Origin of the sequence: Lachnospira pectinoschiza (assembly GCF_020564355.1) — a bacterium.
GTDB lineage: Bacteria > Bacillota > Clostridia > Lachnospirales > Lachnospiraceae > Lachnospira > Lachnospira intestinalis.
Window position 1 is genome coordinate 307,366 of sequence record NZ_JAJCRR010000001.1, and the last position, 15,347, is coordinate 322,712.

Consider the following 15,347-nt stretch of genomic DNA (forward strand, 5'->3'; position numbering starts at 1 on the left):
CATCGAAAGCGGTGCAGACAATGAGTGAGGAAAAAGTATTGTCTGGAATGCGTTGTGCCATTTACAACCGGTGTTCTACAACAGAGGAGGCACAAAACCGTGCCATTGAAACACAGGCGGCAGAGTCTGTGGAAATCGTACAGGCATTAGGCGGAGTAATCTGCTGTCAGTACATTGAACAGGAAAGCGGAACAACAACGAAAAAAAGAACGCAATATGCCAGTCTTATGGCGGATGTGCAGCAGGAGCGGATTGACTGCATTGTAATTAAGTCAATTGACCGTCTGATGCGCAACGCCGGGGACTGGCATGAATTTATTCAGCACATTACAGCACATCATGTCAGACTGTATCTGTATCTGGAAAGAAAGTTTTATGAGCCGCAGGATGCGTTTCTTTCCGGTATCAAAGCGCTCATTGCAGAGCAGTATTCCAGAGAATTAAGCCAGAAGGTTAATAATGCCCATAAAAGGCGGCAAAAGAAAATAGACGGGAAACTAACCGTCAACAATAATGTTTACGGCTACAGAAAAGAAAAAGACGGTTATAGAATAGAAGAAACGGAAGCCGTCTATATCCGCAGAATCTATGCGATGTCCGCAGGCGGTGCAGGCGGCAGGAAAATTGCAAAGGAATTGTATGCGATGGGCATGAGAAACCGCAAAAACGGTGCGGTCAGTGATGTGACCGTAAGACGTCTGATTCAGAATCCACTGTATAAGGGAACAGCTGTAATGCATAAAACGCATTATGATTTTGAATTAAAAAAACAGTGCTGCCTGCCAAAGGAGCAGTGGATTTATCATGAAAACAGAATCCCTGCAATCGTGAGCGAAAAGCTGTGGCAGGCGGCAAATGATGCGTTAAATGCCCGGAAAAGCAAAAGTCAGGCAAAAGAACAAAAAGAAAGAAGCCCGCTGCCGCAGCACTGCCTTAAAATCGTCTGCGGAAAATGCGGATGTGCGTACTGCAAAAGAACAGGAAGTGCAGGAAATGTGTATTGGATGTGCGGCAGACAGCTTGAGAAAAATCCGGATGGCACAGTCTGTAAAAATATCACAGTTTATGAGAAAGAACTGGAACCGCTTTTGTGGGAGCAGTTTCAAAAAGAAGATATGGAAAGCATAAAAACGCAGACGGAAAACGGCCTTTTATTGCTGGAAAAAGTTTTAAAAAAGAACCCGTGCGGTAAAGACTTTTGCATGGAATATGGGCGGTTACGGGAAAAGAAAAAGAACCTGCTTCAAAAGTATATGGACGGGATTGTGAGTGACAGTGATTATAAACTGGCATCGGAAATGCTGGCACAGCAGATAAATCAGATGACAGAGCAGGAAAAACGAAACGATACGGCAAAGCCCGGGCAGCGGCTTTTTGCTATCCGTCAGTATCTGTATTCAGAAGAAGGTCAGGAAGCCGTCCGTCAGGCGGTGGTACAAAACACGCTGTCTGAAATAACCGTTTATCCCGATAACCGCCTGTGTGTCTGCTACCGGACAGGAGCGTGCCGGATGATACCTTACCGTCATATCCATGCCAAAATGAAAAAAAGGCAGGAGAGTATTCAAAAGATAGAACAGCTTTTTTTAAGCCAAAATCGGCTGACCACAGCGGAAATTGCAGAATATACAGGGTATTCCCAGGGAAATATCCTGCAAAAGTTAAAAGAATTAAAACAGCAGGGCAGAATCCGGTATGTCAGCATGGGCAAAAATGGAGGCTGTTGGGAGGATGTAAGTACAGGAATACAGCAGGATAAACAGACAAAGAAAACAGACGGGCAGATATAGAGAAACGTATAAAGACAAGTATATAACAGACGGAAGGAATCATACATAAACAGCTGTAATCCTGCATTTATTGAGTGGGGACGGCGGGTTGGTAATGAACGGTTTTATGAGTATTTAAGCAAGCTGGGTATTCTGGGAAAGACTGGAATTGATCTGCCGGGCGAAGCTTCGACAATTATCCATAAAATTGAAAATGTGGGAGAAGTAGAGCTGGCAACAATGTCTTTCGGGCAGTCGTTTCAGATTACACCGGTTATCATGCTGCGTGCGGCGGCGGCAATTGTCAACGGCGGCAAACTGGTGACACCACATTTTGCGGTAAAGGCGGCGGGCGCAGACGGAGAAACCGTACAGGAATTCTGTTATGAAACCGTAACCGATGCCATTACAGAGGAAACGAGCAATACCATGAAAGACATTTTACGTCAGGTTGTAGAGGATGGCGGCGGAAAAAATGCGTACATTGAAGGCTTTTCCATTGGCGGGAAAACGGCAACCTCCCAAAAACTGCCGCGTGGTTCGGGAAAATACATCGCTTCCTTTGTCGGTTTTTCAAGTGTTGACAATCCGCGGGTGATTGCCATGTGCCTGATTGATGAACCGCAGGGCGTATATTACGGTGGTACAATTGCAGCACCCGTGATCCGGGAACTTTTTGAAAATATCCTTCCATACCTTGAAATATACCCGAATTGATAGTAAAATAAAATTTAATTGCAAAATGCAGGGAAAAAGGAGAAAAAGATGGAATTTTCGGGTAAAAAAGTGACAGTAGTAGGAACCGGAATCAGTGGAATCGGTGCAGTGGGACTGCTGAATGCAGTTGGTGCAGAAGTTGTGCTGTATGACGGAAACGAAAAGTTAAAGATAGAAGATATTGAAAAAAAATTAGGTACATACAAAGCAGAGATTGTTCTGGGAGAGCTGACAAAAGAATTAACGGACAGTTCGGATTTACTGGTTATCAGTCCGGGTGTGCCGATTGACAGCCCGGTTGTAAAAGCATTTGAAGCGGCAGGCGTGCCGGTATGGGGCGAAGTAGAGCTGGCTTATGCATTCGATAAAGGAAAAGTCCTTGCAATCACCGGAACAAATGGGAAGACAACGACAACAGCCCTTGTAGGACAGATTGTAGGAGCATATCATAAGGATACTTTCGTAGTCGGTAATATCGGCAATCCCTATACAACAGAGGTTTTAAAAAGTAACAAAGATTCTTATACCGTGGCGGAAATCAGCAGCTTCCAGCTGGAAACCGTGCATGAATTCCACCCGCTTGTGAGTGCCATTTTAAATATTACGCCGGATCATTTAAACCGCCATTATACGATGGACTGCTATGTGCAGACAAAGGAAAAGATTGCGATGAACCAGAAGGGGGCAGAGGTGTGCGTACTGAATTTTGACGATGATTACCTGCGGGAGTTCGGGGAGCATACAACAGCAAAGGTTGTGTGGTTTTCAAGATTTACAAAGCCGGACAGAGGCGCTTATATGGAAGGCGATATGATCTGCTATACAGACGGCATCCGGTCGCAGGAACTGCTGAACGTCCACGACATGAATCTGATTGGCGCACACAATTATGAAAATGTCATGGCGGCAGTCTGCATTACAAAGGCAGCCGGTATCCCGGATGAAATTATTGTAGAACAGATTAAGCAGTTTAAGGCAGTGGAACACCGGATTGAATTTGTAACAGAAAAAAACGGCGTGCGCTATTACAATGATTCCAAGGGAACCAACCCGGAGGCGGCAGTCAAGGCGATTGAAGCGATGACAAGACCGACGGTTTTAATCGGCGGCGGATATGATAAAGGCTCAGAATTTGATTTATATGTCAAAGCATTTAAAGATCGTGTCAAGCTTCTGGTATTAATCGGACAGACCAGTGACAAAATTGAAGCAACGGCTAAAAAGTACGGCTTTACCAATATCATTAAGGCAGAGTCCTTAAAAGAAGTTGTGGATATCTGTGCGGAAAATGCCAAAGACGGCGATGCCGTACTGCTTTCACCGGCATGTGCAAGCTGGGGAATGTTTGATAACTATGAACAGCGCGGCAGACTGTTTAAAGAATATGTAAATGCCCTTTAAAGGTAAAATGCCTGCGGAAATGAGGAGAATGCGAAAATCCATAAATCAAAGATTTTCGCATATCACTTTGTGCCGCAGGCGTCACAAAGTAATTTTTTATCGCAGAGCCAAATAGAATTTGGCTCGCGGTTCTTCCGGCATTAAAATGCCTGCAGAAATGAGGTGAGGTATGGCAAGAAAGGTAAAAAAGATGTCCAATAAAAGGTATTTTGATTATAGCCTTTTATTTGTCATTATATTTATTGTTGGATTCGGACTGGTGATGATTTACAGTACCAGTTCTTACACGGCACAGATGGAATACGGCAGTTCGGAGTACTATTTTAAAAAACAGCTGATTTTTGATGTGCTGGGCTTTATTATGATGTATATTATGTACCGGTTAGACTACCATGTTTTAAGGAAAATCGCACCGGCGTTTTTTGCACTGTCGCTGTTATTGATTCTGGCGCTGATTCCGTTTGGTAAAACTGCCAACGGTGCAACGCGCTGGATCCGTTTCGGTCCGATTGGCGTGCAGCCTGCGGATGTGTCAAAGACGGCCGTGATTATTATGCTGTCTGCGGCAGTATGTGCGGCAGGGTCAAAGATTAAAAGCCTGTGGTATAATTTCTTTTTATTTGTACTGATTGCAGGACTTGAAGCAATCCTGATTATGGTGATTTCCAGCAATATGAGTAGTGCGCTGATTATTCTGGCAATCGCTTTTGTCATGATTTTTGTGGCGTATCCGAAATACAAATTTTTCGTGGTACTCGCAGGAATTGGTGCGGGCGGTGTGGCAGCGTTATATAACTGGCTGCTCGGCATTGCGCATCAGGGCATGACAGAAAACTTCCGTATGAACCGTCTGCTCATGTGGATTCAGCCGGAAAATTACTCCAGTGGAATCGGCTACCAGACCGTGCAGGGACTTTATGCAATCGGTTCGGGCGGACTGTTTGGAAAAGGACTCGGAAAGAGTCTGCAAAAGCTGGGTTTTATCCCGGAATCACAAAATGATATGATTTTTTCCATTATCTGTGAAGAACTCGGACTGTTCGGGGCAATGTGCATTATTTTAGTATTTGCACTAATGCTGTGGCGGATTATCCACATTGCGCAGAATGCACCAGACTTATTCGGTACAATGCTGGCAGCAGGGGTATTTGCCCATGTAGCGGTACAGGTGGTATTAAATATTGCCGTTGTAACCAACTTTATCCCGAATACCGGTGTTTCACTGCCGTTTATCAGCTACGGCGGTACGGCAAGTTTCTTCTTGCTGCTGGAAATGGGGATTGTCTTAAATATTTCAAGTAAAATACGGTTAGAAAGATAGCAACCTCCCGGAGTCTGGCGAATATAATAAAATATAGCTTCTCCGGGGGTTTTTATTTTGGGAAAAATCGTAATAAATGGCGGAAAACGGCTGTTTGGCAGTGTATGTATCCACGGTGCGAAAAATGCAGTGCTTCCGGTGATGGCGGCATCCCTGATGAATGAGGGCGTTACGGTAATACGGGGCTGCCCGGATATTGCCGATGTACGTGCAATGTGTGGGATTTTAAACCATCTGCACTGTAAGACGGATTTCAAAAAAGGATGCCTTGTCATTGATACAAGCATGGCAGAGTACGAGGAAATTAAAGCAGAGGACACAAAGCAGCTCAGGGCATCTTCCGTGTTAATGGGACCGGTGCTGACACGTTTCGGGAAAGTAAGGCTTGCTTATCCGGGCGGGTGCAGCATTGGAAGCCGTCCGTTAGACATTCATCTGCATGCCCTCAAATGCCTTGGAGCATCATGGAGCGTGTCAGAAGATTTTATTGAAATGGAAACAACGGGACTTCACCCATCAGAAATCACCCTGCGCTTTCCAAGTGTGGGTGCAACAGAGAATGCCCTGATGGCAGCAGCGGCACAGTGTGGAACGACTGTGCTTTACAATGCGGCAAAGGAACCGGAAATTGAAAGCCTGTGCGCCTATCTTGAAAAGTGTGGTGCAGTGATTACCGGTGCAGGGACAGAGTGCATCCGGGTACGTGGAAAAGGCGTTTTACAGTCCGCAGAATTTTTTGCAAAGCCGGATCGTATTGTCGCCGGAACCTATATGGCGGCGGTAGCTGCCTGTGGTGGCAGTGTTTACTTACAGGGTGTGACACCGTCACTGTGCCGCGGATTTTTGGATGTATTTACCGGAATGGGCATGGATATCCGTATGGAGGGAGAAGCCATGCTGGTGCAGATGTATCACCGTCCGGTGAATCTTCATAAGATATGTACCGGTGCTTACCCGGATTTTCCGACGGATATGCAGTCCATGGTACTTTCTGTGGCAAGTGTGGGCGATGGCACTTTGATTTTAAAAGAACAGATTTTTGAAAACCGTTTTAAGACTGTGCCATGGCTCAAAAAAATGGGTGCGGATATTACACTGTCCGGGGACAGCGTGCTTGTAAAAGGCGTAGAAACGCTGAAGGGAAGCGAAGTATACGGAGAAGATTTAAGAGGAACGGCGGCACTTATCACAGCTGGACTGGCAGCACAGGAAACAACGGTTATTCATGATGCAGACTATATTTTGCGCGGGTATATGGATTTATGTGAAAATTTAAAAGGACTTGGAGCAGAGATTGAATGGGAAAACAGTTAGGCAGAAAAAACAATAAAAGAAAATTAAAATGGATACTGGTGGGGATTGTCATTGCGCTGCTGCTGGCAGGAGGTGGCATTTATGCGGGTTTTATGGTAACGGATATTACTTATACCGGCAATAAGCATTATACGCAGCAGCAGATGACAGAGTGCATTTTTGGAACAGAACATCCCAATGCGCTGATTTATACGCTGTTTGGCAAAAAGAATAAAAATATTCCGTTTATACAGAAATATGATGTGGAAGTGACATGGCCCAATAAAATGAACGTTGCAGTTTATGAAAAAGCGATTGTCGGTTATATCAGCTACATGGGCTGTAATATGTATTTTGATAAAGACGGGATTGTGGTGGAGAGTTCTTCGGAAAATTATGAAGATGTACCGCAGATTACGGGACTGGATTTTAAGTCGATTGTACTGGATGCCAAACTCGAGGTCGGTAACGATGCGGTCTTTTCACAGATTCTGGAACTGACACAGGCATTTGATAAATACCAGCTGGGCGTAAAAAAGGTGTATTTTGATTCTTCGTATAATGTCAGTCTTTATATGGGGAATGTAAAGGTTATGCTTGGCAGTGCCGCAGACTGCAATGATAAGCTGTATGCATTAAAACAGGTGTCAGAAAAGCTTACCGGAATGAAAGGAACGCTTCATCTTGAAAATTATGACGGAACAACTGCTTCTATTATTTTTAAGAAAGAAAATTAGAAAAAGCTATTGCTATTTTGCAACAAAAATTATAGAATAAGTCATAGTGCAGAAATGCGAAAGTATGTTAGGAGGCAGGTACCCTTGTTAGAGATTATGACAAACGAAGCAGATTCGGCAGCGAAGATTATCGTTGTCGGTGTTGGCGGCGCCGGTAATAATGCGGTCAACAGAATGATAGATGAAAATATCAGTGGTGTAGAATTTATTGGAATTAATACAGATAGTCAGGCATTGCAGTTATGCAAAGCGCCGACAGCCATTCAGATTGGTGAAAAGCTGACAAAGGGACTGGGTGCAGGTGCCCAGCCTGAGATTGGTGAAAAGGCAGCAGAGGAAAATGTAGAAGAACTGACACAGGCCATTAAAGGTGCCGATATGGTATTTGTTACCTGTGGTATGGGCGGCGGAACAGGAACCGGTGCAGCTCCGGTTGTTGCAAAGATTTCCAAGGAACTGGGAATCCTTACGGTCGGTGTTGTTACAAAGCCGTTTAAGTTTGAAGCCAGAACGCGTATGACCAATGCGCTGTCAGGAATTGAAAAATTAAAAGATAATGTAGATACACTGATTGTCATTCCGAATGACAAGCTTCTTGAAATCGTAGACAGAAGAACAACGATGCCGGATGCTTTAAAGAAAGCAGATGAAGTATTACAGCAGGCAGTGCAGGGTATTACGGATCTGATTAATGTACCGGGTCTTATCAATCTGGATTTTGCCGATGTCAAGACCGTTATGATTAACAAGGGTGTTGCCCATATCGGTATCGGTACGGCAACAGGTGATGACAAGGCAGTGGAAGCTGTAAAGCAGGCAGTTACAAGTCCGCTTCTTGAAACAACCATCGAAGGTGCTTCACACGTTATTATCAACATTTCAGGCGATATCAGCTTGATTGAAGCCAATGAAGCTGCAAGCTATGTTCAGGAACTCGCAGGTGAGAATGCCAATATTATTTTTGGTGCAATGTATGATGAAAGCTGTACGGATACGGCAACAATTACCGTTATTGCAACAGGTCTGGAAGATACGAATGTAAACAATGCGCTGGCAGGCTTCGGCGCAAAGGCAGCACAGGCTCCAAGACCGGCAGTAAAACCGGCTTATACATATTCAGGTGCACCGGCTGCGTCAGTGGACAAGCCTGCATCTGCGGTTAAACCGGCAGCACCGGTTGCTCCGCTTCCGGGCTTAAAGCCTGCGGCACCGGTAACAAGCAGTGTAAAGGAAAAGGGTATTAATATCCCGACATTTTTACAGAAAAAAGACCGATAATAAAATTTGGTGAATCAGAGAGATACTTTCATGAAAATTGAAGGTATCTCTTATTTTTTTGAAATATTTTCCTTTTAACGCAAAAACGACAAAATTCGCAGGGCGAACAATCTATAATACGTTTTGGGAGGTGATAATTCAATCGTTATTTATCTGGATGTATTCTTCTGTATCAACTTTATAATGGATTTCATTGTGATTGCTGTAGTAAACAGCCTGTGCAGATATGCTGCCACATATCTGCGGATGATACTTTCCGCCACTTTTGGAGCAATGGGAGCCGTTATTGTATGTCTGGTACCGCAGGAATACAAATTCGCCGCAAATATAGTGACCTATATTTGTATTGGCATGGGTATGGTAAGAATCTGTGCAGGGAATGTTGCATTCGCGGAACTAATAAAAGGATTTTTTGCGCTGTATGCTGCTGCATTTATGCTGGGGGGTGTAATGCACGTTTTGTACTATTATACATATGCAGGATATATTATCAGACAGGTAATTGTGCGTGACAGGGAACTGATGGTATTTCTCGGAGTATCCTTTGGCTTTTTGCTGCTTTTATACAGGCAGCTGGTAAGAATTAAAGTGTATTCCGACAAACTGTGTCGTGTATGTTGTGTTTTAAGGGGGAGAAAGATTTATATAAAAGGGTTTGTGGATACGGGAAATGTTTTACAGGATCCGCTGTTTCACAGACCGGTGTGTATCGCGCAGAAAGACAGCTTTTTGGAAGTTCTTCATGAAATAAATGATTGCACGAAAGTAAAGTATCATGTAATTCCGTTCCGGTCACTGGGGTGTGACAGCGGAATGCTTGAGGTAATTACGGCAGATACCATGTACATATGCTACGGCAAAAAAGAAATACAGGTGGAAGATGCGCTGATTGGATTGACGGCGCAGACACTTTCATCAGACGGAGAATATGAATTTCTTGTGAATGCACAGCTTTTAAAGGGGTAAAACAGGAAAGTAAATGAGGAGGTTTTTATGGTAATCAAAGTATCTGTTCCGGATCGTTTTCAGTTTAAAATGGTTCCGACATTTAAAAACATGATGATGTTAAAGCAGGGAGACGTACATTATATCGGGGGAAGTGATGTGCTGCCTGCGCCGCTGGGAGCAGAAGAAGAAGCAAGGGCAATTGCGGGACTGGGAACGGGGAATGACCAGTTTGCAAAGTCACAGCTGATTGAACACAATTTAAGACTGGTGGTATACATTGCGAAAAAATTTGATAATACGGGTGTAGGCGTGGAGGATTTAATTTCGATTGGAACAATCGGATTGATTAAGGCAATCAACTCTTACAATCCTGAAAAAAATATCAAACTGGCAACATATGCTTCACGGTGCATTGAAAATGAAATTCTGATGTATCTGCGCAGAAACAGCAAGACCAAGGCGGAAGTATCCATTGACGAACCGCTCAACGTAGACTGGGACGGCAATGAACTGCTGTTATCGGATATTTTAGGTACGGAAGAAGACATTATTTACCGTGATTTAGAAGAAGAAGTGGAAAAAAGCATGTTAAATAAAGCAATCGGTAAATTATCCGAGAGGGAGCGGATTATTGTCGATTTGCGGTATGGACTCAGTTCCATGGACGGGGAGGAAAAGACACAGAAAGAGGTCGCTGACCTTTTGGGAATTTCGCAGTCTTACATTTCCCGGCTTGAGAAAAAAATAATGAAAAGACTGAAGAAAGAACTGGTAAAAAATTCGTAAATAGATATAGAGAGCCTGTCATGCAGAATGATTTTTTAAAATCAGAAGGTTATGGCAGGCTTTTTATCCATGTGCATTCTGAAGATAATGAAACTATCAGAAAGTGATTGACTTTTGCCGTAAATCCATGGAAAATAAAAACAGAGGAAAAAGGGGTATTGGGATGAAAAGAATAAAAAAAAGAAAAAGGTACAGGCTGAAAAGACCGGCTGTAGTGGTGTCCGGTGTGATTTGTGCAGTCTGTGCAGTGGCTTTTGCCGGAAAAGCGGTCAGCGGTGTGGCAGAACAAAAAAAGCAGGCACAGGCGGCATATTATGAAGCGTATTACGAGGAAGAAGCCGATGACCGTCCGCTGGTGTGCATTGATGCCGGCCACGGCGGCAGTGACTGTGGAGCAGATTATGCAGGCGCTTATGAAAAAGATGAAACACTGCTTATTGCCAGACTGGTAAAAAGACATTTAGAGAGTGTGGGTGTGAAAGTTTTGATGACAAGAGATGCGGATACCTATCTGGGACTTGATGAAAGGGTCGAAATATGTAATAATGCTTCGTGTGATGTTTTAGTATCTATCCATAGAAATCTTTATGAGGATGATCCATCCATAAACGGAGTTGAAACGTGGATTCATCATGAACTGCCGGAAGATGATGTATTTCTGGCAGAGGCGATTACAACGCGTTTAGATGCCATAGCAGGTATTAAAAGCCGCGGTGTCAAGGGCGGTTCGATGACGGATTCAGAGGAAGATTACAGGCTCAACCGCAACACCTGCTGTGTAAGCTGCCTTGTGGAACTGGGCTTTATGTCCAATGCAAATGACAACCGGCTGATTACCGAGAAGCCGGAAGAAACGGCGTCTGCGATTTCAGACGGGATTATGGAGTATTTAAACAGCCGGAAATAAAATGATAAGTGAGAGTGAAAATGGCGAAAATCAATCAGAAAAATATTAGAAATTTTTGTATTATAGCACATATTGACCACGGTAAGTCAACACTGGCAGACCGTATTATCGAAAAGACGGGACTGCTCACCAGCAGGGAAATGCAGGAGCAGGTACTCGATAACATGGATTTGGAAAGAGAACGCGGTATTACGATTAAAGCGCAGACCGTGCGTATTGTATACAAGGCAAATGATGGGGAAGAATACATTTTCAACCTCATTGACACACCGGGACATGTGGATTTTAATTACGAGGTGTCCAGAGCGCTTGCTGCCTGTGACGGAGCGATTCTTGTCGTAGATGCGGCACAGGGGATTGAGGCGCAGACCCTTGCAAATGTCTATCTGGCATTAGATCACGATTTGGACGTTTTTCCGGTTATTAATAAAATTGACCTGCCGAGTGCAGAGCCGCAGCGTGTTATTGATGAAATTGAAGACGTTATCGGTATTGAAGCACAGGATGCACCGCTGATTTCAGCGAAAAACGGTATTAATATTGAAGAAGTGTTAGAGCAGATTGTTACAAAGATTCCGGCGCCGACAGGCGATGAAAATGCGCCGTTACAGGCATTGATTTTTGACTCTTTGTATGATTCTTATAAAGGTGTTATTATTTTCTGCCGGATTAAAGAAGGAAAGGTAAAGCGTGGAACGAAAATCCGCATGATGGCGACAGGCGCTGTGGAAGAAGTCGTAGAGGTCGGTTATTTCGGTGCGGGTCAGTTTATTCCATGTGAAGAACTCTCCGCCGGTATGGTAGGCTATATTACGGCAAGCATTAAAAATGTTAAGGATACCCGTGTCGGTGATACGGTAACGGACAATGACAATCCGTGTGCCGAGCCGCTTCCGGGGTATAAAAAGGTCAATCCAATGGTGTACTGCGGACTGTATCCGGCAGATGGCGCCAAGTATCAGGATTTAAGAGAGGCACTTGAAAAATTGCAGTTAAATGATGCGTCCTTACAGTTTGAGCCGGAAACCTCGATTGCACTGGGATTCGGTTTCCGCTGTGGATTTTTAGGATTACTGCATTTAGAGATTATTCAGGAACGTCTAGAGCGTGAATACAATCTGGATTTAGTAACAACGGCGCCGGGTGTTATCTATAAGGTGCATAAGACCAACGGAGAGGTTATTGATTTGACGAATCCGTCCAATATGCCGGATCCGTCTGAAATTGAATATATGGAAGAACCGATGGTTTCTGCGGAAATCATGGTAACGACAGAATTTGTCGGACCGATTATGAAACTGTGTCAGGAGCGCCGCGGCATTTACAACGGCATGGAATACATTGAGCAGACCAGAGCCTTGTTAAAGTATGATCTGCCGTTAAATGAAATTATTTATGATTTCTTTGATGCCTTAAAGTCCCGTTCCAGAGGATATGCTTCCTTTGATTACGAGATGAAAGGCTATGAGCGTTCTTCTCTTGTGAAGCTGGATATCCTGATTAACAAAGAAGAAGTCGATGCGCTTTCATTTATCGTCTTTTCCGGCAATGCCGAAGAACGTGGAAGAAAGATGTGCGAAAAGTTAAAGCAGGAAATTCCGAGACAGCTCTTTGAAATTCCGATTCAGGCAGCTATCGGAAGCCGTGTTATCGCAAGAGAAACCGTAAAGGCAATGAGAAAAGATGTCCTTGCAAAATGTTATGGCGGTGATATTTCACGTAAGAAGAAGCTGCTTGAAAAGCAGAAGGAAGGAAAGAAACGTATGCGTCAGGTCGGAAACGTAGAGATTCCGCAGAAGGCATTTATGAGCGTTTTGAAATTAGACGAGGAATAGAAGATAACTGCATGAAAAAGACAGACAGTAACGAAAAAAGGGGCGGCATTTATATCCATATTCCGTTCTGTGTGCGCAAGTGTGCGTACTGCGATTTTTTGTCTGCACCGGCAGATGAAAAAACACAGGCGGAATATGTAAAGGCTTTGCAGACGGAGATTTATCAGACGGCGAAACTGCTTTCGGAAAATCCGTATACGGTGGATACCGTGTTTTTTGGCGGCGGAACGCCAAGTATCCTCGCACCGGGACATGTCAAAGCACTGGCAGATACCCTGCGGGAAAGCTTTCCGTTTGCGGAAAATGCGGAAATTACGATAGAATGTAATCCCGGCACGCTCGATGAAGAAAAAGCGGCAGTGTACAGACAGGCAGGCATAAACCGGATCAGTTTCGGGTTACAGTCCGCCAATAACCGTGAATTAAAAATGCTGGGACGGATTCATACCATGGAAGAATTTGTGCAAAGCTATGAAACGGCAAGGGCGGCGGGCTTTGACAATATCAATATTGATTTAATGTCGGCACTGCCTGGTCAGACATTTGAAAGTTTTCTGCACACGCTGGATACGGTTCTTGCATTAAAGCCGGAGCATATCAGCATGTACAGTCTGATACTGGAAGAAGGCACGGCACTTTACGAACATTTAGACCGGTATCCGGCACTGCCCGATGAAGATACAGAACGTCAGATGTACGATACGGCGTGTCTGCGGCTTGCGGATAACGGTTATCACCAGTATGAAATCTCTAATTTTGCAAAAGAAGGAAAGGCATGCCGCCATAATCTTTCCTACTGGGAACGCAAAAATTATCTCGGCTTCGGGACAGGCGCGGCATCCCTGCTTTGCGAACAGCGCTACACCAATACGGACAGCCTTGCACTTTATATAGACACTATGGCAGAGCTGGAAGAAAAGAAAGAAGTCATAAGTAAGGCACTGGCGGCGGTACGCGCCGAACAGCATACACTTTCCGTACCGGAGCAGATGGAAGAAATGTTCTTTTTGGGACTGCGCAAAAACAGCGGCATTTCCGAGGCGGATTTTTTGGGAAAATTCGGAAAAACAGTAGATGATATTTATGCACAGGTGCTTGAAAAAAATCAGAAATTCGGTCTGCTGGTGCGTGAAAACGGCAGAATTTTTCTTACAAAGCGGGGCAGGGAAGTCAGCAACGTTGTAATGTCAGAATTTCTGCTGGATTAACCGGCGGCCGAACCGGCGCGGTGTTTCGCCCATAAATGTTTTGAATTCCCGCTGAAAATGTGCCTGGTCGGAATAGCCGATTTGCGTGATAAATTCGGAGTTATTGCGATGCGGGTCCTGAAAAATTTCATAAAGAGTATGGTGAAAGCGTAACAGCCGGCAAAAGGTTTTCGGGCTGTATCCGAAATATTCCGTAAAAATGCGGCTGATATGGCGACAGGAATAGCCGGTACGCGCAGCCAGTTCGCTGACGGTGATATCGCCGTCAGCTTTTTTGATGCTCTGATGGATGAGTGTGGCGGCGGGCGGGCAGGCTGGTGTTTTTCCGGTTTTGTTTAATGCGGAAAGAAAACGCTGTATCCGCTCGGAAAAAGAAACCGTACCTGAAAAGATATCAGAATCAGACATGGAAATGGTCTGGAGCAGGTCAGCCGGAAAAGGAAATGGATGTCCCGGAAGCCGGTAATACAGACTATCATCAAACCGCACACCAAAGCAGTATGAAAATCCGGAGAGTTTTAGTATCAACGGTTCATCAGCGGTGCGGATACAAAAAATGCGGCAGCTGCCGTCAGGGCGCTGTCCGATAATCAATTCTGTATATGGTGATGCAACAAATTTTAAAGAAACATCGCCGCTGAATTCATAGCAGAATAAATCCGCCGGAGAAGAAAGCAGATGCTCGTTGGTAAGCAGGCTGTTTAAGGTTAAAAATACGTAAGGCTGAATGAGTGTGTATCCGGTGTGCATGTGAAAAACTCCAATCTGTAAAATTAATTTGTAAAAACGGATTTATAAAATTTGCTTTGCCGCCGTAGTGGGGAATCCTGTCCTGCAGTACGGAAAGCAAGTAAATATCCGCAAAAACTTAAAAATAGGTGGTGTATAAAAAAATAATAAAACAAAAATTAAAAAAATCAAGAGAAAATGTCCGATTTTTTCAATAATTATAAAATAAAGGCGGTATAATAAGCAACATAAATTGAACAGCGATGCACAAAGGCGTGTAACAGATTAGAAATAATCGGTTACACGTCTTTTTTTCGTATATGGGTAAAATTTCAAAAAACAGAAATTTTCGGTACGGAAAAAGGATTGCAGCTTCAATAATCCGGACAGGCTCGGATCCACCTGACCAGAAGACATG

At 44.1% G+C, this 15,347-nt stretch carries 12 protein-coding genes and 1 pseudogene; 12 read left to right on the forward strand and 1 reads right to left on the reverse strand.

Annotated features, from left to right (window positions below):
• Nucleotides 1-20: 20 nt before the first annotated feature.
• The 12 genes and pseudogenes from LI288_RS01550 to hemW all read left to right on the forward strand — a co-directional run bounded on the left by LI288_RS01550 (nucleotide 21) and on the right by hemW (nucleotide 14,200).
• A complete protein-coding gene (locus LI288_RS01550) occupies nucleotides 21-1,790 on the forward strand; it encodes a recombinase family protein (RefSeq protein ID WP_227089213.1) in 1,770 nt (589 codons plus the stop codon).
• A 48-nt stretch (nucleotides 1,791-1,838) separates the two neighbouring features.
• Nucleotides 1,839-2,486: pseudogene (locus LI288_RS01555) on the forward strand (penicillin-binding transpeptidase domain-containing protein); the annotation flags it as partial.
• A 48-nt stretch (nucleotides 2,487-2,534) separates the two neighbouring features.
• Nucleotides 2,535-3,887, forward strand: coding sequence for a UDP-N-acetylmuramoyl-L-alanine--D-glutamate ligase (gene murD, locus LI288_RS01560; protein WP_227089214.1), 1,353 nt, complete (start codon nucleotides 2,535-2,537; stop codon nucleotides 3,885-3,887).
• A gap of 169 nt (nucleotides 3,888-4,056) precedes the next feature.
• Complete coding sequence (locus LI288_RS01565; RefSeq protein ID WP_227089215.1) at nucleotides 4,057-5,208, forward strand: FtsW/RodA/SpoVE family cell cycle protein; 1,152 nt, start codon at nucleotides 4,057-4,059, stop codon at nucleotides 5,206-5,208.
• A gap of 57 nt (nucleotides 5,209-5,265) precedes the next feature.
• On the forward strand, nucleotides 5,266-6,522 hold the full coding sequence (gene murA / locus LI288_RS01570) for a UDP-N-acetylglucosamine 1-carboxyvinyltransferase (RefSeq protein ID WP_227089216.1): 1,257 nt from the start codon (nucleotides 5,266-5,268) through the stop codon (nucleotides 6,520-6,522).
• On the forward strand, nucleotides 6,507-7,238 hold the full coding sequence (locus LI288_RS01575) for a cell division protein FtsQ/DivIB (RefSeq protein WP_227089217.1): 732 nt from the start codon (nucleotides 6,507-6,509) through the stop codon (nucleotides 7,236-7,238). Before murA ends, LI288_RS01575 begins: the two co-directional genes overlap by 16 nt.
• Before the next feature lie 84 nt (nucleotides 7,239-7,322).
• Complete coding sequence (gene ftsZ / locus LI288_RS01580) at nucleotides 7,323-8,516, forward strand: cell division protein FtsZ (protein WP_022433440.1); 1,194 nt, start codon at nucleotides 7,323-7,325, stop codon at nucleotides 8,514-8,516.
• 123 nt (nucleotides 8,517-8,639) lie between these two features.
• A complete protein-coding gene (locus LI288_RS01585) occupies nucleotides 8,640-9,482 on the forward strand; it encodes a sigma-E processing peptidase SpoIIGA (protein ID WP_227089218.1) in 843 nt (280 codons plus the stop codon).
• A 27-nt stretch (nucleotides 9,483-9,509) separates the two neighbouring features.
• Nucleotides 9,510-10,250, forward strand: coding sequence for an RNA polymerase sporulation sigma factor SigE (sigE, locus tag LI288_RS01590; protein WP_022433438.1), 741 nt, complete (start codon nucleotides 9,510-9,512; stop codon nucleotides 10,248-10,250).
• A 163-nt stretch (nucleotides 10,251-10,413) separates the two neighbouring features.
• The gene (locus tag LI288_RS01595; RefSeq protein WP_227089219.1) at nucleotides 10,414-11,157 is read left to right on the forward strand and encodes an N-acetylmuramoyl-L-alanine amidase family protein; all 744 of its coding nucleotides are present in this window, start codon (nucleotides 10,414-10,416) and stop codon (nucleotides 11,155-11,157) included.
• A 20-nt stretch (nucleotides 11,158-11,177) separates the two neighbouring features.
• Nucleotides 11,178-12,992 carry a translation elongation factor 4 gene (gene lepA, locus LI288_RS01600; RefSeq protein WP_022433436.1) on the forward strand — a complete coding sequence of 605 codons (1,815 nt, stop codon included), beginning with the start codon at nucleotides 11,178-11,180 and terminating at the stop codon, nucleotides 12,990-12,992.
• 11 nt (nucleotides 12,993-13,003) lie between these two features.
• Complete coding sequence (gene hemW / locus LI288_RS01605) at nucleotides 13,004-14,200, forward strand: radical SAM family heme chaperone HemW (RefSeq protein WP_227089220.1); 1,197 nt, start codon at nucleotides 13,004-13,006, stop codon at nucleotides 14,198-14,200.
• On the opposite strand, the gene LI288_RS01610 is transcribed toward hemW, so the two are convergent.
• Complete coding sequence (locus LI288_RS01610; protein ID WP_227089221.1) at nucleotides 14,180-14,950, reverse strand: AraC family transcriptional regulator; 771 nt, start codon at nucleotides 14,948-14,950, stop codon at nucleotides 14,180-14,182. The genes hemW and LI288_RS01610 overlap by 21 nt on opposite strands.
• Nucleotides 14,951-15,347 lie beyond the last annotated feature (397 nt).